The 19453-nt window shown below is 70.9% G+C and carries 16 protein-coding genes; 11 read left to right on the top strand and 5 right to left on the bottom strand.

Translation table 11 applies throughout. The annotated features are described in order from the left end of the window. The first annotated feature begins 14 nt into the window (after positions 1 to 14). Together M1L60_RS34875 and M1L60_RS34880 are read left to right on the top strand one after the other, a co-directional pair. A complete protein-coding gene (locus M1L60_RS34875) occupies positions 15 to 1133 on the top strand; it encodes a GuaB3 family IMP dehydrogenase-related protein (protein ID WP_253241806.1) in 1119 nt (372 codons plus the stop codon). Positions 1134 to 1177: 44 nt separating this feature from the next. After that, complete coding sequence (locus M1L60_RS34880) at positions 1178 to 2605, top strand: M1 family metallopeptidase (RefSeq protein ID WP_253241807.1); 1428 nt, start codon at positions 1178 to 1180, stop codon at positions 2603 to 2605. Here M1L60_RS34880 and M1L60_RS34885 read toward each other — a convergent pair whose 3' ends face one another. Next, positions 2606 to 3673 (bottom strand): LCP family protein, encoded by a 1068-nt coding sequence (locus tag M1L60_RS34885; protein WP_253241808.1) that lies wholly within the window; start codon positions 3671 to 3673, stop codon positions 2606 to 2608. Between the two features lie 152 nt (positions 3674 to 3825). On the opposite strand from M1L60_RS34885, the gene M1L60_RS34890 reads away from it, so the two are divergent. From M1L60_RS34890 to guaA, 3 genes are all read left to right on the top strand, one after another. Further along, positions 3826 to 5598 (top strand): S8 family serine peptidase, encoded by a 1773-nt coding sequence (locus M1L60_RS34890; RefSeq protein ID WP_253241809.1) that lies wholly within the window; start codon positions 3826 to 3828, stop codon positions 5596 to 5598. A 103-nt stretch (positions 5599 to 5701) separates the two neighbouring features. After that, the gene (locus tag M1L60_RS34895; protein WP_253241810.1) at positions 5702 to 7096 is read left to right on the top strand and encodes a S8 family serine peptidase; all 1395 of its coding nucleotides are present in this window, start codon (positions 5702 to 5704) and stop codon (positions 7094 to 7096) included. Next, positions 7093 to 8640 carry a glutamine-hydrolyzing GMP synthase gene (gene guaA / locus M1L60_RS34900; RefSeq protein ID WP_253241811.1) on the top strand — a complete coding sequence of 516 codons (1548 nt, stop codon included), beginning with the start codon at positions 7093 to 7095 and terminating at the stop codon, positions 8638 to 8640. Before M1L60_RS34895 ends, guaA begins: the two co-directional genes overlap by 4 nt. A gap of 7 nt (positions 8641 to 8647) precedes the next feature. Here the strand turns inward: guaA and M1L60_RS34905 are convergent, their stop codons facing one another. Continuing rightward, entirely contained in the window at positions 8648 to 8929 is a 282-nt protein-coding gene (locus tag M1L60_RS34905; protein WP_253241812.1) for a PspC domain-containing protein, read from the bottom strand. 205 nt (positions 8930 to 9134) lie between these two features. Between M1L60_RS34905 and M1L60_RS34910 the strand changes: the two genes are divergently transcribed. From M1L60_RS34910 to M1L60_RS34920, 3 genes are all read left to right on the top strand, one after another. After that, entirely contained in the window at positions 9135 to 10085 is a 951-nt protein-coding gene (locus M1L60_RS34910; protein WP_253241813.1) for an NUDIX hydrolase, read from the top strand. A gap of 5 nt (positions 10086 to 10090) precedes the next feature. Beyond that, a complete protein-coding gene (locus M1L60_RS34915; protein WP_253241814.1) occupies positions 10091 to 10996 on the top strand; it encodes an NUDIX hydrolase in 906 nt (301 codons plus the stop codon). Between the two features lie 299 nt (positions 10997 to 11295). After that, positions 11296 to 12180 carry a CDP-alcohol phosphatidyltransferase family protein gene (locus M1L60_RS34920; RefSeq protein WP_253241815.1) on the top strand — a complete coding sequence of 295 codons (885 nt, stop codon included), beginning with the start codon at positions 11296 to 11298 and terminating at the stop codon, positions 12178 to 12180. A 51-nt stretch (positions 12181 to 12231) separates the two neighbouring features. Here M1L60_RS34920 and M1L60_RS34925 read toward each other — a convergent pair whose 3' ends face one another. From M1L60_RS34925 to M1L60_RS47625, 3 genes are read right to left on the bottom strand one after another with little or no spacing between them, the layout of a single operon-like run. Then, positions 12232 to 13476, bottom strand: coding sequence for a phosphatidylserine decarboxylase (locus tag M1L60_RS34925; RefSeq protein ID WP_253241816.1), 1245 nt, complete (start codon positions 13474 to 13476; stop codon positions 12232 to 12234). A gap of 27 nt (positions 13477 to 13503) precedes the next feature. Next, positions 13504 to 13857, bottom strand: a complete 354-nt coding sequence (locus M1L60_RS34930) for a hypothetical protein (RefSeq protein ID WP_253241817.1) — start codon at positions 13855 to 13857, stop codon at positions 13504 to 13506. Further along, entirely contained in the window at positions 13854 to 15386 is a 1533-nt protein-coding gene (locus M1L60_RS47625) for a PspC domain-containing protein (protein WP_274622924.1), read from the bottom strand. The genes M1L60_RS34930 and M1L60_RS47625 overlap by 4 nt, the downstream gene beginning before the upstream one ends. Positions 15387 to 15571: 185 nt before the next feature. Between M1L60_RS47625 and M1L60_RS34945 the strand changes: the two genes are divergently transcribed. The 3 genes from M1L60_RS34945 (at position 15572) to M1L60_RS34955 (ending at position 19313) form a co-directional block, all read left to right on the top strand. Beyond that, positions 15572 to 16798 (top strand): PspC domain-containing protein, encoded by a 1227-nt coding sequence (locus M1L60_RS34945; protein ID WP_256517737.1) that lies wholly within the window; start codon positions 15572 to 15574, stop codon positions 16796 to 16798. Beyond that, entirely contained in the window at positions 16795 to 17463 is a 669-nt protein-coding gene (locus M1L60_RS34950) for a response regulator (RefSeq protein WP_253241818.1), read from the top strand. The genes M1L60_RS34945 and M1L60_RS34950 overlap by 4 nt, the downstream gene beginning before the upstream one ends. 215 nt (positions 17464 to 17678) lie before the next feature. Beyond that, complete coding sequence (locus M1L60_RS34955; RefSeq protein WP_253241819.1) at positions 17679 to 19313, top strand: peptide ABC transporter substrate-binding protein; 1635 nt, start codon at positions 17679 to 17681, stop codon at positions 19311 to 19313. Positions 19314 to 19453: the final 140 nt, after the last annotated feature.

The following is a 19453-nucleotide window of genomic DNA, read 5'->3' on the forward strand; positions in this document are numbered from 1 at the left end:
AGAAGGACTCAGTCATGCGCGACGTAGTGGAGATCGGTCTCGGCAAGACCGCCCAGCGGGGGTACCACCTGGACGAGATCGCCATCGTCCCGAGCCGGCGCACCCGCGACGTGGACGACGTGTCCACCGAGTGGCGCGTCGACGCGTACCCCTTCAAGATCCCCTGCGTCGCGCACCCGTCCGACGCGACCATGAGCCCGGAATCGGCGGTCGCCCTGGGCCGGCTCGGCGGCCTGGGCGTGCTCAACGCCGAGGGCCTGTGGACCCGCTACGAGGACCCGAGCAAGATCCTCGAGGAGCTGGCCTCGCTCGACGAGGACGCCGACGCCACCCGGCGCCTGCAAGAGGTCTACTCGGAGCCGATCCGGCCCGAGCTGATCGCCGAGCGGGTGCGCGTCATGCGCGAGGGTGGCGTCACCGTCGCGGTCCGGGTGTCGCCGCAGCACACGCTCGCGCTGGCCCCGGTGGTGCTCGACGCGGGCGTCGACCTGCTGGTCATCCAGGGCACGCTGGTCAGCGCCGAGCACGTGTCCACGACGGACGAGCCGCTGAACCTCAAGGAGTTCATCGCCGACCTCGACCTGCCGGTCATCGTCGGCGGTTGCACCGACTACAAGACCGCGCTGCACCTCATGCGCACGGGCGCGGCCGGCGTCATTGTCGGCGTCGGCGCCGACGAGTGGTCGACGACCGACACCGTGCTCGGCATCCGGGTGCCGATGGCGACCGCGATCGCCGACGCCGCGGCCGCCCGCCGCGACTACCTCGACGAGACCGGTGGCCGCTACGTGCACCTGATCGCTGACGGCGGCATCTCGACCTCGGGCGACATCGCCAAGGCGATCGGCTGCGGCGCCGACGCGGTGATGCTCGGCGAGCCGCTGTCGCTGGCCGAGGGCGCCCCGGCCGGCGGCGCGTGGTGGCACTCGTCGGCCAGCCACCCGCAGCTGCCCCGCGGCGGTTTCTGCATCGCCGGCGAGCCCGACGGCACGCTCGAGGAGCTGCTGTACGGCCCGGCCGACCGCGCCGACGGCCAGCTCAACCTGTTCGGCGGTCTGCGGCGGGCGATGGCCAAGTGCGGCTACCGCGACGTCAAAGAGTTCCAGAAGGTCGCGCTGGTCCTCGACCGCTGAGGCCTTTCCCCGTCCTTTCGGGCGGCAGCGCTAACCTCGCGCCTATGAGGCGTACGGGTGTTGCTGCAGTTCTTTGTGCCGCGCTGGCGGTGACCGGCTGCTCGGGTGACGAGGAGCCGGTCACCGCGCGGAGCTCGTCGGCGCCCGCGCCCTCGTTCGCGCCGGGCGCCGAGGGCATCGGCGACCCGTACTTCCCCAAGTACGGCAACGGCGGCTACGACGTGGCCGGCTACGACCTCAAGCTGCGGTTCGACCCGCGGACCGACGAGCTCAGCGGCACCGCGACGATCACCGCCACGGCCACCCAGGATCTCTCCCGGTTCAACTTCGATCTGTCCAGATTGGCCGCCAAGAACGTGACGGTCGACGGCGTCCGTGCGTCGTCCAAGGCCGAGGGCACCGAACTCGTGATCACCCCGGCCGAGGGAATCGTCACCGGCCGCCCGTTCACCGTGGTCGTCGAGTACGGGGGCAAGCCGGGTCAGCTCGGCAACGCGGTGCTCGGCGAGGGCGGCTGGCTGCACAACCCGGACGGGGCGGTCGCGCTCGGCCAGCCCGAGTCGGCCAGCACCTGGTTCCCGGTCAACGACCACCCGGCCGACAAAGCCACCTTCAAGCTCGAGATGACCGTGCCCGAGGGGGTCGAGGCGATCAGCAACGGGGTGCCCGGCCCGACCCGCACCGCGGCCGGCTGGACGACCTGGAGCTGGTCGGAGGGCGCGCCGATGGCCAGCTACCTGGCCATGGTCGTGATCGGGCAGTACCGGATGACGACCACCACCCACAACGGCAAGCCGATGGTGGTGGCCGTCGCCGAGTCGCTGCCCGCCGACGGGCCGGCCGCGCGGTCGCTGGCCAAGACCGGTGAGATCACCGACTTCCTGGCCACCAAGTTCGGGCCCTACCCGTTCGACGCGAACGGCGGGGTGGCCGTCGACGACCGGAACATCGGCTACGCGCTCGAGACGCAGAGCCGGCCGGTCTACGGTCCCGCGTTCTTCAACGGCGCCCCGAACGAGTCGGTGGTCGCCCACGAACTCGCCCACCAGTGGTTCGGCGACAGCGTGGCCCTCGAGAAGTGGCAGGACATCTGGCTCAACGAGGGCTTCGCGACCTACTCCGAGTGGCTGTGGGACGACCACAAGGGCGTACGCACGCTGGCCGAGAGCTTCGACCGGGTCTACAACTCGTACCCGTGGGACCAGCCCGGCGGCGAGGCCGGCGACCCCGGCGCCGCGCGGATCTTCGGCTCGGCCGTCTATCAGCGCGGTGGCATGACGGTCTACGCGCTGCACCGGACGATCGGCGACGCCGCCTTCGACCAGCTGCTCAAGCGCTGGACCAGCGAGCACAAGGACGGCAACGCCAGCACCGACGACCTGATCGCGATGGCCGAAGAGGTGTCGGGTAAACAGCTGGACGCCCTCTTCCAGTCCTGGCTGTTCACCACCGGCAAGCCGGCCAAGCCCTGATCACTTGTCGATGAGCTTGGGGTGCTTGGCCAGATAAGCGGCGGCCTTACCGTCGGCCACCGCGTCGACGAATCCCTTGCCCTCCGCGGTCAACTGCTCACCCAGGTAGCCGCCGCCCCGGCCGACACCGCGGCCGGGCAGGCTGACCCGGGTGATCTTGTCGGGGGAGAGGTTGCGCAGGGCGTAGGCATACTCGACCGGCTTACGCCCGCCCACGTAGACGAAGGTGTCGCCGAGCGCCTCGATCAGTGGCCCGACCTTGGCCGGGTCGGTGTCGAAGCCCTCGCCGAGCGCCTTGGTCAGCAGCGCGCCGACGAGCTGGCGCTGGTGCCGCTGCCGGTCGTAGTCGCCGTCGGGCAGCCCGTAGCGCTGCCGGGCGTAGTCGATCGCCTGCCAGCCCGTCAGGTGCCGGCGCCCGGGCTCGTAGACGGCCTGCGGTCCGACGTAGTCGCCGCCGCGCAGCGGGCGCAACGAGCCGTCCGGCTTGCGGTGCCGCGACTCGACCCGCTGGTCGACCACCAGGTCGATGCCGCCGAGCTCGTCGGTCAGCTTGTCCAGCCCGCCGAAGTTGAGGATCGCGCCCGCCTGGAACTGCTTGATCCCCGTGTACGCGGTGAGCGAGCGGGTGAGCAGCTGGTAGCCCTTCTCGGTGCTGGGCTGCTTGCTGCCCTCGACCCGGGAGCCGACGCTCATGGCCTCGGTGACCTTGCGCGTGCCGTGACCCGGAACCTTCACCCGCAGATCGCGGGGGAGCGAATAGAGGTACGCCTTGTCGAGCCCGCGCTCCACATGCATCAGCATGATCGCGTCGGCGTGCGGCTCCCAGCCCGGGATCGAGACGCGGGTATCGACGCCGATGAGCAATAGGTCGAGCGGCCCCTCGACGTCGGCGCCGGGCGACGGGGGCGGCGTCGTGGGCTCGGCCGACGGTGCCGGCGGAGCGGCCGACGGTGGCGTTGCTGTAGCTTTGTCCGAACCCGAGCGCACTGCCCAGGCGATGCCCCCGCCCGCGAGAAGCGCCACGGCGGCCGCGCCGGCCACCGCGATACCGACCCTCTTGTTCCGCATGCCGGAACAGTAGGGCAGCGGGAACGGCAGCTCAATGGCCCAAGATCTCGCAATGTGAAACGGGTACTGGCATAACCCCAGTTCACCCGTACGCTGACCGCCGCGAATCAACGGGGGAGGCAAACGCTTCAATGAAGCTCAACAAGCGACGGGTGACCGTCGGTCTCATCTCCACCGCCGTCGTCGTGTCGATGACGAGCGTGACCACCTGGGCCCTGGCGGCCGACGAGGCCGGCACGACCGCGGCCGCCGCCAACACGCCCGTCCGACTCATCGTCGGCTACAAGGCCGGCGTGGCCAAGGCGGCCTCGGCGAAGTCGCTGTCCGCGGCCGGCCTGCGGACCACCGATTCCGCCACCTCACAGTCGACGCTGGCCGAGATCAACGCCTCGCGCGTCACGGTGTCGAGCGGCCGCAGCGCCTCGGTCATCGCCGCTCTGCGCAGCGACCCGAACGTCGCCTACGTCGAGAAGGACGTGCAGCTCAAAGAGTTCGACACGATCCCGAACGACCCGTCCTTCCGGGTCCAGAACGAGATGTACGCGGTCAAGGCGCCCGCGGCCTGGGACGTGACCAAGGGGTCCGGCGTGGTCGTGGCCGTCATCGACACCGGCGTCAACCCCGTCGGTGACCTGGCCGGCGCCACCGTGGCCGGTCACGACTTCGTCAACAACGACAAGTCCCCGGCCGACGACCGCGGTCACGGCACCTCGGTCGCCGCGCTGATCGCCGCGCGCGGCAACAACGGCAAGGGCATGGCCGGCGTCTGCTGGACCTGCAAGATCATGCCGGTCAAGGTCCTGGACAACCGGGGCTCGGGCACGGCCAGCGACGTCGCGCAGGGCATCATCTGGGCCGTCAAGAACGGCGCCCGGATCCTGAACCTGTCGCTCGGCGGTCCCGGCTCCAAGGTCATGCAGGACGCGGTGGCCTACGCCAACATCAACAACGCCGTGGTGGTCGCCGCCGCCGGTAACGAGGGCAATTCGATCCCGCAGTACCCGGCCGCCTACCCCGACGTGGTGACGGTGGCCGCGACCAACCGCTGCGCGAACTTCGCGACCCAGCCGGCCTGCTCCGTCGGCTGGCAGACCCGTACGCCGTACTCGTCCTACAACGCGTCCGGCGCGACGTGGGTCGACGTGGCCGCGGTGGGCGACGTGATGACGATGGACCGCTACGGCAACTACAACACCGGCACCAGCGGCACGTCGTTCTCGGCGCCGATCGTCGCCGGTGTGGCCGCCCTGGTGAAGACCAAGAACCCGAGCTACACCGGTTGGTCGATCGCCAGCTCGATCTACAAGGGCGCCTCGGCCCGCAAGGTGCCCGGCGTGACGTACGGCCTGGTCGACGCCTCGGCGTCGTTCGACATCCCGACCGACACCATCGCGCCGACCGCCACCGGCATCACGCCCAACGGCGGCTTCGCCCGGGGCAGCATCGCGGTGCGCCCGGTGAACCTGAAGGACGACCGTTCCGGCATCCAGAAGTCGCTGCTCTACGTGAACGGCGTCTACAAGAACTACAGCCGCAACGCGCCCTACGGGATCATGTTCAACACGGCCGGCTACTCGGGCAAGACGAACATCGAGCTGCGGATCTTCGACAAGGCCAACAACCAGAAGGTCGTCAAGGGTGTCGTCACCGTTGACAACAAGGCCCCGGCCACGAAGATCACCTACGCCCCCAAGAGCGGCACCAAGCTCAAGGGCACGGTGACGATCAAGTTCAGCGGCTCCGACGCCAGCGGCATGGGCAAGTGGCTGCTGCTGATCAACGGCAAGGCCACGCAGTCCCGCACCGTCGTCAAGCCGTTCACCTTCGCCGCCACCTCGGCGCCGTCGAAGTTCACGGTGCAGGTGCGTGGCTACGACAAGGCCGGCAACTACACCAACTCGGTGAAGCTGAGCTACACCCGCTAGCACCCGGACCGCTCCGGGGAACAACCCGGACGGTCACCGTACGGACCGAACGTGAAAGAGCCGGCCATCGTGGCCGGCTCTTTTACTTTGTGAGGTCCTCACCATGCGCAAGCTGGTCGCCGGTCTGCTCGTGGGCGCGTCGATGCTGGTGGCGGCGCCGGCCCAGGCCGCCCCGGTCCGCCCCTCCGACCCCGCTTTCGCCGGTCAGTGGGGCCTGACCCAGACCCGCGTGGACGAGGCGTGGGCGTCCACCCGCGGCTCGTCCCGGGTGATCGTGGCCGTCGTCGACACCGGTGTGAGCCCGCTGCCCGACCTGGCCGGCCGTCTGCTGCCCGGCAAGGACTTCGTCAACCACGACAGCAACGCGGCCGACGACAACGGTCACGGCACCATGGCCGCCACCGTGATCGCCGCGTCCGGCAACAACCGCACCGGGATCGCCGGCGTCTGCTGGTACTGCCGGATCCTGCCGGTGAAGGTGCTCAACGCCAAGGGCGGCGGCAGCTACACCGACATCGCGCTCGGCATCCGGTGGGCCGCCGACCGCGGCGCCTCGATCATCAGCCTGTCGCTGGGCGGCTCGGACGACAGCCCGCTGCTGCGCGACGCCGTCGACTACGCCGAGGGCAAGGGCGCGCTGGTCGTCGCCGCGGCCGGCAATCGGGGTGTCTCGTCGGCCCACTTCCCGGCGGCCATCCCGTCGGTGCTGGCGGTCGGCGGCATCACCCCGTCCGGCAGCCGCTACGACTGGTCCAACTACGGCAGCTGGGTCGACGTGACCGCGCCCGGCTGCAACTCGGCCCAGGGCCCGACCGGGCTGATCGGGCCGTACTGCGGCACCTCGTCGGCCACGCCGTTCGTGGCCGGGGTGGCCGGTCTGCTGGCGGCGACCGACCCGGCGCCGTCGGCCGCGCAGATCCGGGCCGCGCTGGTGGCCTCGCGGGTGCTGCCGTCGGGCCGGATCGACGTGCCGGCGGCGCTGCGGGCCCTGCCCATCGACGGTGACGTCACCCGGCCCGCGGTGGCCTTCGGTGCGCTCGGCGCTCTGGTCCGGGGCCGGGTCGCCATCACCGCCGCCGCGTCCGACCAGCACGGGGTCTCGCGGGTCGAGCTGTATGCCGGGGGCCGCCTGGTCGCCACCGACACCACCGCGCCGTACTCGTTCGCCTGGCAGTCGGCCCCGAACACGGCCACGGTGCCGTTGGAGCTGCGCGCCTACGACCGCCGGGGCAACCTCACCGTGGTACGCCGTAACGTGCGCGCCGACAACGCCGGGCCGGCTGTGCAGCTGGCGAAGACCGGGCGCACCGTGACGGCCCGGGCCGCCGACCCGTCCGGCGTGGCCCGGCTCGAACTGGTCGTCAACGGCCGGGTCACCGTCCGTAAGGCTGGGGCCTCGGGCCGATTCGCTGTGCCCGCGAAGGCACGCAGCGTACAGGTGCGGGCGTACGACCGGGCCGGGAACCTGCGGGTCACCAACGGTAAACTCGGCGGGTGAGTACTCCCCGCCCGGTTCTCGTCGTCGACTTCGGCGCTCAATACGCCCAGCTGATCGCCCGCCGCGTCCGTGAGGCGCGGGTCTATTCGGAGATCGTCCCGCACTCGATGCCCGTGGCCGAGATGCTGGCCAAGAACCCCGCCGCGATCATCCTGTCCGGCGGCCCGTCCAGCGTCTACGAGCCCGGCGCGCCCGTGCTCGACCCCGGCCTGTTCGACAACGAGGTCCCGGTCTTCGGCATCTGCTACGGCTTCCAGGCCATGGCCCAGGCCCTCGGCGGCACGGTGGCCCACACCGGCTCGCGTGAGTACGGCCGCACCCACCTGACCGCTCAGGGCGGCACGCTGCTGCGCGAGCTGCCCGACGACCTGCCGGTGTGGATGAGCCACGGCGACAGCGTCGCGGTCGCGCCCCAGGGCTTCGCGGTCACCGCCTCGACCCCGGGCGCCCCCGTGGCCGCTTTCGAAGACCTGACCGCCAAGCGGGCCGGCGTGCAGTTCCACCCCGAGGTGGCGCACACCGAGCAGGGCCAGCGCATGCTCGAGCGGTTCCTCTACGACATCGCCGGCCTCGAGCCGACCTGGACCCCGGGCAACATCATCGACGACCAGGTGGCCGCGATCCGGGCCCAGGTCGGCGACAAGCAGGTGATCTGCGGATTGTCCGGCGGGGTCGACTCGGCGGTGGCCGCGGCGCTCGTCCACAAGGCCGTCGGCGACCAGTTGACCTGCATCTTCGTCGACCACGGGCTGCTGCGGTCGGGCGAGGCGGAACAGGTCGAGAAAGACTACGTGGCCGCCACCGGCATCCGGCTCAAGGTGGTCGACGCGTCCGACGTCTTCCTGGGCCACCTGGCCGGCGTCACCGACCCGGAACAGAAGCGCAAGATCATCGGTCGCGAGTTCATCCGTACGTTCGAGGCGGCGGCCCGCGAGCTCGACGACGAGCGCCACATCGAGTTCCTCGTGCAGGGCACTCTCTATCCCGACGTGGTCGAGTCGGGCGGCGGCACGGGCACGGCCAACATCAAGTCCCACCACAACGTGGGCGGCCTCCCCGACGACTTGCAGTTCGCGCTGATCGAGCCGCTGCGCACCCTGTTCAAGGACGAGGTGCGGGCGCTGGGGGCCGAACTCGGCCTGCCCGAAGAGATGGTGCAGCGGCACCCGTTCCCGGGGCCCGGCCTGGCCATCCGCATCATCGGCGCCGTCGACCGCGAGCGGCTCGACCTGCTGCGGGCGGCCGACCTGATCGCCCGCGAGGAGCTGACCGCGGCCGGTCTCGACCGCGACGTCTGGCAGTTCCCGGTGGTGCTGCTGGCCGACGTGCGCAGCGTCGGCGTGCAGGGCGACGGGCGGACGTACGGCCACCCGGTCGTGCTGCGTCCGGTCTCGAGCGAGGACGCGATGACCGCCGACTGGTCGCGCCTGCCCTACGAGACGATCGCCAAGATCTCGACCCGGATCACCAACGAGGTGCGCGACATCAACCGGGTCGTCCTCGACGTCACGAGCAAGCCGCCGGGCACCATCGAGTGGGAGTGACGGCGCGTCAGCTGACCGGGCGGCCCCAGGTGGGGTCGCTCGGGTCGCGCCACACCGGCGGGGTGGGCGTCGTCTCCTCCGGCATCAGGAACCACATGATCGGGTAGGCGACGAGGGCCAGCCCCGCGGTGATCACGGCGAGCAGCGCGAACGCCACCCGCACCAGCACCGGGTCGATCTCGAAGTAGCGGCCGACGCCGCTGCAGACGCCCGCGGCGAGACGGTCGTCCAGAGGCCGGCGAAGTTGCTTGTACGGCGCCTCGGAGCTGCCGTGGGGGAGCTGTGTCATGTCCCTATGGTGGCTCCGAGGCATCCCTCGCGACCTCGGTGAGCACCCCGAGAGAGACCCTGATTTAGCCATTACGCTGTGTGGTGGATCACGAGCGCTTTGTGCAGGGAAGGGCTCTGATCAGCAATTACGCAGCGCTAACCACCTGTCAGGAATCCGACAGACGTTTTCTGGAGTTCACATAATCCGGGCAGAATGCCGCCCTGTGACCCCCGCACTCGAACCGCTCCGCCGGATCGCCGCCTACGCCGTTGCCACCGACGACGACGGCCGCGTGCTGCTCGTCCGCGCCTCCAGTCGTTCCGGCACGCCGGGCGTCTGGTCGTTGCCCGGCGGCGCCGTCGACCACGGCGAAGATCCCAACCACACCGTCGTGCGCGAGACGGCCGCCGAGACCGGCCTCTCCGTCGCAGTCACCGGGCTCCGCGATGTGCTGGCCGACATGCGCGCCCTGCCGCACCGTGGCGTCACCATCCACACCGACCGCCTCATCTACTCGGTCTCGATCCGGGGCGGCAATCTGGTCGACCGGGTCGGCCACCCCACCGACCTGGCCCGCTGGCACACGCTCGAGGAGGCCGGGCGGCTCAAGCTGCGCCAGTTCACGGCGAACGCGCTCGGGCTGGGCAGCGCCTCGGCCGACCTGCGACCCGAGCCGGCGCCCACGTTCCCGTCCTTCTACGCCTATCCCGGGCCGGACGGGCTGCATCGGGCCCAGCGGTTCGCGGCGTACGCCATCGCCACCGACCCGCACGACGCCAGTCTGCTGCTCACCCGCATCGCCCCCGGCTACCCGGGCGAGGGGCGCTGGCACCTGCCCGGCGGCGGCACCGACTACGGCGAGCAGCCCGGCCCGGCGCTGATCCGTGAGCTCGTCGAGGAGACGGGCCAGGAGGGCCGGCTGGTCGAGCTGCTGGGCGTGGCCAGCCATCGGGACGCGGCTTCGCTCGGGCCCGAGGGCTACCCGATCGACTGGCACGGCGTCCGCGCCTTCTACCGGGTGATCGTGGACGACCCGACCGAGGTCGACGTCAAGGACGTGGGCGGATCCACCTCCGAGGCCCGCTGGGTGCCGGTCAAGCAGGTCGCCGACCTGCCCGAGGACGAGCTGACCGAGGTCACCGCCGAAGCACTACGCAAAGCGGGACTAATCTAGGCCTCGTGAAGATCAGGCGCGTCGGCGCGTACGGGATCAGCCGTGACGAGGCCGGGCGGGTGCTGCTCGCCCGGAACTCGTCGCTGAGCAATTTTCCCGGCCTCTGGACCCTGCCCGGCGGTGGCGTCGAGCAGGGCGAGCACCCCGATGACACGGTGATGCGGGAGTTCGGCGAGGAGACCGGTCTGTCTGTACGCATCGACGGCCTGCATTCCGTGACGGCCGACGTCTTCCGGCTGCCGGGCGGCGAGCTCGAACACACCGACCGGGTCATCTACGACGTGCGGGTGACCGGCGGAACCCTGCGCTTCGAAACCGGGGGCACGACCGAGCATGTCGAGTGGATCGCACAGACCGATCTGTCTGAACTGCCGCTCATGCCCTTCACGGCCGCGGTCCTGGGCGTCGGCGAGGCCGTCGAGTCGGACAAACCGGATGGCGACGAGGAGTTGCTCCGGCCGGCCCGCGTGCAGCGCTTCGGCGCGTACGCGGCAGCCACCGACCCGGCCGGTCGCATCCTGCTCACCAAGATCGCCCCGGGGTATCCCGGCGCCGGTCGGTGGCACCTGCCCGGCGGCGGCACCGACCACGGCGAGACCCCCGAATCCGCGCTGGCCCGCGAGTTGATCGAGGAAACCTCGCAACACGGCCGGGTGACCGGGCTGCTCGGCATGTCGCACCGCCACGACCCGGCAGCGCTCGGGCCGGAAGGGGTGCCGATCGACTGGCACGTCATCCGTGTCCTGTTCAGGGTTTCGATCGACCTGCCGACGGAACCTGTAGTGACCGAGGAGGCGGGCGGATCGACGGCCGAGGCGGGGTGGTTCACGCTCGCCCAGGCCAGGAGTCTGAGCCTGACCGAACTGGCCGCCACCGCCGTAGAACGGGTAGGAGCGGAACGCGCGAGGTAAAATCGGCTCAGGGAGAGGTGAGGCAAGTGACCTGTCCCCTTCGTCGTCTCCGATGAGGCGGCGGAGCGAACGGGCCAAAGACCGACGATTCGGCTTCTCGCCAAGGTCGACTCGCTGTGCGATGGTGTTACCCGCACATTTCCCCGGGCCCCATGTGCGAGGGGCTACCGGGCCGTTGCCCGCCGCAACCACGGTGGGTCACCTGAATCCCATGGAGGAGACACGTGCCGAGAACCCCTTGGCGCCGGCGTCGCTCGACGGATAGTCCCCGTCCCGCCGGTCGTCGTTGGGCAGGCCGGTTGCGCCGCAGCGGAACGCTCGCGCGGCAGGCCCTGATGGTGCGCGTGGGGCGCCGGGCCGAGTCCGGCCGCGCCGCCACCGCCACCCGGGCCGAAGTCATCTACACCGGTGCCGAGCACGGCCGGTCCACGAGCCTGATCGCCCCGCACCTGGCGATCCCGGCCCCGGTCGAAGAGGCCACCGAGATCTCGTTGCTGCCCGGTGAGCACACCACGGCCCGCAAGGTCCGTTTCGCCGTCGTCCAGGCCTGCACCCTGGCCAGCCTGGGCCTCGGCCTGTTCGCGATCCTGCTCGCCATGCAGGGCGAGGTCCAGCTCGCGGCCGCCTTCCTGGTCGCCTGCGTGGCCTTCGACGGTCTCGACGGCGCGCTGGCCCGCAAGCTGGGCGTCAGCAGCCCGTTCGGCGCCCAGATGGACTCGCTGGCCGACATGTGCTCGTTCGGCCTGGCCGCGCCCGTGGTCGTCTACGCCTCGCTGGCCCACACGGTGCCCACGCCGGCCGCCGCGGTGGCCTGCATGCTGGTCGCCGCCTGCGCCGCGATCCGGCTGGCCCGCTTCAACGTCTCGCCCAAGGACGGCAAGTTCTTCTGCGGCGTGCCGACGACCCTGGTCGCGGCCGTGCTCGCGCTGGCCGTGCTGATCGACCTGCCGCTGCCCGGCGGGGTGCTGCTGGGCGGGGTGGCGCTGCTGGCCTTCGCGATGGTCTCGAGCTTCCCGTACGCGAAGCTGGCCCGCCTGGTCCGCCTGCCGGCCTGGCTCTGGCTGGTGCCGGCGGTCGGCGCCCTGGTCGACGCCCGCCTGACCTTCGTCCTGGTCGTCACGGCCTACCTGCTCAGCGGCCCGCTCCTGTGGCTGCGCACCCGCCGCAAGGTGGAAATCGCCTAGTCAGCTCAGCAGAAAGGGCCGCCCCGACCGGGGCGGCCCTTTTGCGTTAGCTCAGACCCAGCGGGCGATGACGGACGTGCCGCCCAGGACCTTGTCGTTGACGCTGACCAGCGCCTCGGCCCGGTCGGCGGGCAGGTAGACGTCGGTGCGGGAGCCGAAGCGGATCAGGCCCATGCGCTCGCCCCGGGCGACCAGCGTGCCGACCGGGACGCGCTGGACGATGCGGCGGGCGATCAGCCCGGTGCGCTGGGCCACCACCACCGGGCCGCGGTCGGTGTCGAGCACCGTGTACGCGGCCACGTTGTGCTCGGCCGCGGCCGTCATCGCGTTGGCGTAGCCGCCCTCCTCGACGAAGTAGTCGGTCACCCGCCCGGCCACCGGCACGCGGTTGACGTGTACGTCGAGCACCGACAGGAACACCGCGATGCGCAGGAACTCGCCCGGCCCGAAGCGCTCGTCGGTCATCCGCTCGACCGAGAGCACCCGCCCGTCGGAGGCGGCCACGACCGCGGCCGGGTCGTCCGGCAGCTCGCGCTCGGGGTCGCGGAAGAACGCCGCGACCGGGGCCGCGGCCAGCGCCGGCAGCAGCCACAGCTTGGACTGGGGCCGGGCCACCCGGGCCACGGCGGCCAGACCGAGCGTGATGCCCGCGGCCACCACGCCGTTGGAGTCGATGTGCATGCCCCGGGTGACCGGGACGCTGGAGGGCCGGTAGGCCGGGGCCAGCGTCGCCGCCACCTTCGTGTCGGCCGGGGTGAAGCGCAGCTTGTGCACCCGCAGCGGCGGCTGGTTGCGCACCACGAGGTCGGAGCCGACCCCGAACAGCGCGCCCTGCCGGAACAATTCGGCCGCGGCCCCACCCGTACGGCCCGGGGTGGCCGGGACGGCCAGCGTGACCACGCCGCCCTCGGTGACGTGCTTGCCGAGCCGGTCGAGCAGGTCACGAACGTCGCCCGCGGTGCCGCTGAGCGGTTCGCCGACGATCACCACCTCGGCCGGCTGGGCCTCGTCGAGCGACTCGACGACCTGCACCCGGTCGGCGATCCAGCCGCCGAGGCCGTCGATGTGGTCACGCAGCAGGTCGGCCGTGCTGCGCTCGCCGGCGACCAGCGTGAGCCGGTCGCCGGGAAGCAGCGCCTCGACCGCGCTGGCCACCACCGGTGAGGCGTGGTCGGCCCCGACCACGATCGCGGACGTGGCCGCGTTGTGCCGGGCGAACTCGGCGGTCAGGGCTCGGGCGGCCGTGATGCCGACTCCGACGATCGGCGCACGGGACACAACGGGGAACGCAGTCATGACGACGAGCATATTGCGCGGCCCGGCTCAGTCCTTGCGGGGCTGGTCGGAAGCCAGGTCGGGGTGCTGTTGAGAGAAACGCTCCCCGGGTTCCTCCATGAGTTCCCGGACGATCGACGCGTGCACCTCGGGGGACAGGTCGCCCGGCAGTTCGGGCTCGGCCGGCTTCTCGGGCTCCGGTGCCGGGGTAGGCGTCGACCGGGCCGACCGCAGCGCCCCGAGCAGGCCGATCACGCCGAAGACGATCAGGCCGCCGGCGACCAGCCAGCCCATCGCGGGCAGGTGCAGGGTCACCACCCGCGACGCCGCCCACCAGGCCACGACCAGCAGGAACAGGATGCCGAAGCTGAGCGAGACGCCATCGGTGCGATGCGGCTTCATCGGAGGACCTCCACGTTGCCCGTGTCCATCTGCAGGTCGAGCTTGAGCGTGCCACCACCGACGCCGTCGGTCCCGAGGTTGGTCACGGTTTGTCCGTCGGCATAGCGGTCGGCGAACTCCTTGTCGAAGATCACGGCCCGCCCGTTGTCGAGCTGGAGGGTGGTGGTCGTGTCGACCGTCCCGGGCAGCAGCACCCGCACCTGGCCGATCTTCATGGTGACGGTGACCGTCTGGTCCTGCCCGGTGAAGTCGACCTGGCGCAGGTCGAGCGTGGCGTTGCCGGCCGTGAAGTCGTACCGGTCGGCCACCGAGGCCAGGGTCGCAGGCTGGTAGACGCTGTTGCCGACCTCGCTGCCCCAGCGCTCGGCGCCGGTCGAGATGAGCAGGCCGACCGAGGCCAGCAGGCCCAGGGCGATCAGCCCGCGGGCCCGGCCGAGCCAGGCGCCGACGATCAGGCCGGCCGCGACCGTGGCTACCGCGGCGGCGAAGTAGGCCGACACCGCGATGCTCGCGCCCGCCGTGTCGATCGCGGCCAGCACGCCGGTCACCATGATCACGGCGAAGAAGGTCAGGCGGCCCAGCTTGGAGCGCTCGCGCCGGGGCTTGGGTGGCTTCGGCGGCTTGACCGCGACCGGCGGGGCCGGGGGCGCGGGTGGGTAGGTGACCGGAGTGGGCCGGGCGTACGGGCCGTGCGGCGCGAACGGCGGCCGGTAGCCACCGGGCGGCGGGTTGTACGGAGGCGGCGGGCTGCCGACGGGCTGAGTCACCGGCTCGGTGGGTGCCGCAGCCGGAGGGACGGCACCGAACTCGGCCGTCTTCTCGTACGGAGCCGGCTCGAACGGACCGGGCGGAGGCGGGGGTGGGGCCGCGGGAAACGCCGCCGGCTGCTGCTGGTGCTGGTTGTTGCCGCTGCGCTTGATGAGCAGGATCGCGCCCACGATGACCGCGGAGGCGAGCAGGCTGGCCCGCATGCCGTCCTGCACGATGAAGGCGAACGAGAGCACCGCCGCGCCGCCGAGCAGCACCACCGAGACCGGCGCCATCCCCGAGCGGCCCTTGCCCAGCAGCGACTCGATCGGCGAGGCGGAGTCACCCTCGGCCGGGGTGGCCAGCCAGCCGATCAGGTAGAGCAGCACACCGACCCCGCTGATCACGGCGAGCACGGCGAACAACACGCGCCACAGCACGGGGTCGGTGTTGGTGGCGCGGGCCAGGGCGCCACAGACGCCGGACACGTACCGGCCCTGACGGGGGCGCACCAGCTTGTCGCGCGAGAAGGTCGGCCCGGTGTCGCCGGACGCGGCCGCGAACCAGGGCGGCGGGTTGAACCCACCGCTCGGCCCGGGTTCCGTGCGCGAGCCAGGCTCATCGGCGGGGCCGGGTTCGGTGGCCGGGCCGGGCTCGGGGGCCGGGCCGGGCTCGGGGGCCGGCGCCGAAGTCGCCGACGGGGTGGTGGGGTCGGCGGCGGACGCCGGCACGTCCTGCGACGGACCGGCGGGACCCCGCGCTGCGGCAGCTTCGTCGTTCATGACATCGATCCTCACCCCGCGGGCACCCGAATCGCTTCCGGCTCCGACCCTGAGGCCACCCTGAGATCCCGGGGCCGGATACCTGGGGGAGTTCCCCGTGGCCCAGGCCGCCCGAACGTGTGACGATCGGAGGGACACAGAGCCGAGGAGGAGCCATCACCGCCGCCGTCACCCCACCGCGCCGCTTGTACCGGCCGCGCGACCACCGCGTCATCGCGGGCGTCGCGTCCGGGCTGGCCCAGCACCTGGGCGTTCCCGTGCTGGTCGTGCGCATCGCGCTGGTGGTGCTGCTCGGCTTCAACGGGCTCGGCCTGCTGCTCTATGCCGCCTTCTGGGCCGTGCTGCCGCAACAGGCCGTCACGGCCGACCCGCCGCAGCGCCGCGACAAGGCCATGCTGCTCCCGTTCGCCGCCATCGGGCTCGGCGTGGTGCTGCTGCAGGCCCTGGTCTTCGACGACAACAGCGTGGCCGGCACGGTGGGCTGGCTCATCGCGGTCGTCGCGGTCGGCGCCGGCATCATCTGGCACCAGTCCGACCCCAGCCGCCGTCACCTGGGCAGCGCCGTGCCGCAGCAGCCCTGGCTGGCCGCCGTGGTGGCCGAGAGCGACCGCCGCTTCTTCCTGTTCCGCTTCATCGGCGGCGGGGTGCTGGTGGCCACCGGCATCATCGGCGTGGTCGCGGTCTACGCCCCGGCCGGCAGCCTCACGGCCGTGGTCAACGGCGTCATCTTCGCGCTGGTCGGCCTGCTCGGCGTGGGCGTGGTGGCCGCGCCGCTGCTGTGGCGCATGTTCAACCAGCTCCGGGCCGAGCGCGAGGGCCGCATCCGCGAGCAGGAAAGGGCCGAGCTGGCCGCCATGATCCACGACCAGGTGCTGCACACCCTGGCCCTGATCCAGCGCAACTCGGCCGACATCAAAGAGGTCCAGCGCCTGGCCCGCGGTCAGGAACGCAGCCTGCGCAACTGGCTCTACAAACCGACCGCCTCGCCCACCGAGCGCTTCGCGGCCGCCCTCGAGCAGGCCGCGGCCGAGGTCGAGGACACGTACGCGATCACCGTCGAGACCGTCGTGGTCGGCGACACCGAGTGCGACGACCGGGTCGCGGCCCTGGTCGCGGCCGCTCGTGAGGCGCTGGTCAACGCGGCCCGTCACTCGGGGGTGCAGACGGTGTCGCTCTACGCCGAGGTCGAGTCGGAGGAACTGAGCGTGTTCGTGCGTGACCGCGGGGCCGGGTTCGACCTGTCCGGTGTGCAAGAGTCGCGGCACGGCGTGCGAGGCTCGATCATCGGGCGCATGCAGCGCCACGGTGGCAAGGCCGAGATCCGCAGCGCCCCCGGCGACGGCACAGAGGTCCGGCTGACCATGTCCGTCTCGCGGGAGAGCGTGGCGGCCGGGAAGGAGACTGCACGATGACCGAGCCTCAGGAGCCCACGACCGACCGGCGGCTCACCGTCTTCCTGGTCGACGATCACGCGATGTTCCGGGCCGGTGTGCGGGCCGAGCTGGGCGCCCACGTCGAGGTGGTGGGCGAGGCCAGTTCGGTCGCCGAGGCAGTGAGCCGGATCGCCGCCATCGAGCCCGACGTGGTGCTGCTCGACGTGCACATGCCCGACGGCGGCGGCCGGGCGGTGCTCGATGCGATGCGGCGCACCCATCCCCACGTACGCTTCCTGGCTCTTTCGGTCTCGGACGCGGCGGAAGATGTGATCGGCCTGATCCGCGCGGGCGCCCGCGGCTACGTCACCAAGACGATCTCGCCCGACGAACTGGCCGCGGCCATCCGCCGGGTGGCCGACGGCGACGCCGTGTTCAGCCCGCGGCTGGCCGGCTTCGTGCTCGACGCGTTCGCGTCCCGGCCCGACGTGCCGGTCGCCGACCCCGAGCTCGACCAGCTCACCAACCGTGAGCGCGAGGTGCTGCGGCTGCTTGCCCGGGGATATGCGTACAAAGAGATCGCCAAGGAGCTTTTCATCTCGATCAAGACGGTGGAGACACACGTCTCGAACGTCCTACGGAAGCTGCAAATGAGCAACCGTTACGAATTGTCACGATGGGCGGCTGATCGACGCCTCGTCTGATCGGTTGGAAAGGCATCACTGCGGTGGGTGCACGTTTGCGCACCCGCAGCCATTCCCGCAGTTCAGGGGTTTCTTCGCGGCCTAGGAAAAGGGCCGTAACAGGGGTTTGACTAATATCGGCTTGATAACGGGGCTCGGGCCTGCGTTGGCTCTGTGTCACAGTTGCTGCGTCTCACACGACCCCCGTGAGCGCCCCTGAAGGAGGCACCCCCCACATGCCTGGGAAAAGCCCGTGGAAGGTGGCGGCCTCCCTGGCCGCCATCGCCTTAGTGGCGGCCGGCTGCAGCGGTAGCACCTCGGAAGACACCGAAGTTCTGCCCAACAGCATCAGCATCGGCATCGGCGAGCCCTCGAGTCTCGTTCCGACGAACGCGGTGGAGTCGAACGCCTCGCAGGTGCTGGCGTCGCTGTTCTACCCGCTCGTCCGGTTCGATCCGACGAACAAGCCGTACCCCGTCGCCGCGCAGTCGATCACCCACGACAAGGCCAACCGGGTCTGGACCGTCAAGCTCAAGCCGGGCTTCACCTTCAGCAACGGCGAACCGGTCACCGCCGACAACTACATCGACGCCTGGAACTACGGCGCCTACGGGCCGAACGCGCAGCTCGCGTCGTACTTCTACGGCCGGATCGACGGATTCGCCGACCTGCAGGCCAAGGACCCCGACGACGACGGCCCCGAGAAGGCGCCCGAGCCCAAGGCGACCAAGCTGAGCGGGCTCAAGAAGGTCAACAACCTGACCTTCACGGTGACGCTCTCGGAGAGCTTCGCCGGGTGGCAGTCGGTCATGGGCTACGACGCTTTCCTGCCGATGCCCAAGGTGGCCTTCTCCGCCCCGGGCGTGCTCAACAAGGAGTACGGCGAGGCGCCGATCGGCAACGGCCCCTTCAAGATGAAGGGCAAGTGGGCCCACGACGAGAAGATCGTGGTCGAGCAGGTGGCCGACTTCAAGGGCACCGTTCCCAAGATCGCGGGCATCACCTGGAAGATCTACCAGGAGCTGGGCGCACAGTACGCCGACCTGATGGCCGGCAACCTCGACGTCGAGACCAAGATCCCGATCGAGAACCTGGGCTCGGCCTCCAGCGACCTCGGCGCCCGCCTGGGCAAGACACCGAGCTCCTCGTTCTCGTTCATGGGCTTCCCGATGTACGAGGACAAGTGGAAGAACGCGAACGCGCGCCGGGCGCTGTCGATGGCGATCAACCGCGAGGAGATGACCGAGCAGGTCTTCCTCGGTTCCGAGACGCCGGCCAAGTCGTTCGTGTCGCCGGTCGTGTCCGGCGCCCGCCCCAACAGCTGCGGCGAGTGGTGCGACTACAACCCGACCAAGGCCCGCCAGCTCTACACGGCGGCCAACGGCCCCAAGGACATCAAGATCGGTTACAACGCGGACGGCGGCCACAAGGCCTGGATCGACGCGATGTGCAACCAGATCAAGGGGTCGCTCGGCGTCAACTGCACCGGCGCCCCCCAACCCAAGCTCGGCACCCTGCTCGACAAGGTGCGGGCCAAGGAGGACGCCGGCCTGATCCGGCTCGGCTGGGCCATGGACTACCCGCTGATGGAGAGCTACCTCGGGCCGCTCTACACCAGCGACGGGTCGTCGAACTACTACGGCTACAAGAACAGCACGTTCGACAGCCTGGTCCGTCAGGGTTCGGCCGCGCCCACCACCGCGCAGGCCGAGAAGCTGTGGCGTGAGGCGGAAGACCTGCTGGTCCGGGACATGCCGGTGCTGCCGCTGCGGTTCGGCCAGAACGTCTTCGGCTACTCCGAGCGGGTGACCGACGTGACGATGGACCTCTACCAGAAGGTCGACATCTACTCGATCGACATCGCCGACTGATCGACCGATCGAACGGTGGTGGGGGGGCGGGGGGGGGGGGGGCCCGGGCCCCCCCCCCCCGCCCCCACCGCCGAAGCGCGCGGCGACCCGTGGTCGAAACGGGGCCGGGGCGGAAGGTCGTGAGCCGCCCGCTCTGCCTG

It is taken from the genome of Paractinoplanes aksuensis, from assembly GCF_024137025.1.
Classification (GTDB): domain Bacteria; phylum Actinomycetota; class Actinomycetes; order Mycobacteriales; family Micromonosporaceae; genus Actinoplanes; species Actinoplanes aksuensis.

What these genes read in the sequence shown, in the direction of transcription:
- M1L60_RS34875 (WP_253241806.1), top strand. Translation starts at nt 15, where the DNA reads ATGCGCGACGTAGTGGAGATCGGTCTCGGCAAGACCGCCCAGCGGGGG.
- M1L60_RS34880 (WP_253241807.1), top strand. Translation starts at nt 1,178, where the DNA reads ATGAGGCGTACGGGTGTTGCTGCAGTTCTTTGTGCCGCGCTGGCGGTG.
- M1L60_RS34885 (WP_253241808.1), bottom strand. Translation starts at nt 3,673, where the DNA reads ATGCGGAACAAGAGGGTCGGTATCGCGGTGGCCGGCGCGGCCGCCGTG.
- M1L60_RS34895 (WP_253241810.1), top strand. Translation starts at nt 5,702, where the DNA reads ATGCGCAAGCTGGTCGCCGGTCTGCTCGTGGGCGCGTCGATGCTGGTG.
- M1L60_RS34905 (WP_253241812.1), bottom strand. Translation starts at nt 8,929, where the DNA reads ATGACACAGCTCCCCCACGGCAGCTCCGAGGCGCCGTACAAGCAACTT.
- M1L60_RS34925 (WP_253241816.1), bottom strand. Translation starts at nt 13,476, where the DNA reads ATGACTGCGTTCCCCGTTGTGTCCCGTGCGCCGATCGTCGGAGTCGGC.
- M1L60_RS34930 (WP_253241817.1), bottom strand. Translation starts at nt 13,857, where the DNA reads ATGAAGCCGCATCGCACCGATGGCGTCTCGCTCAGCTTCGGCATCCTG.
- M1L60_RS47625 (WP_274622924.1), bottom strand. Translation starts at nt 15,386, where the DNA reads ATGAACGACGAAGCTGCCGCAGCGCGGGGTCCCGCCGGTCCGTCGCAG.
- M1L60_RS34950 (WP_253241818.1), top strand. Translation starts at nt 16,795, where the DNA reads ATGACCGAGCCTCAGGAGCCCACGACCGACCGGCGGCTCACCGTCTTC.
- M1L60_RS34955 (WP_253241819.1), top strand. Translation starts at nt 17,679, where the DNA reads ATGCCTGGGAAAAGCCCGTGGAAGGTGGCGGCCTCCCTGGCCGCCATC.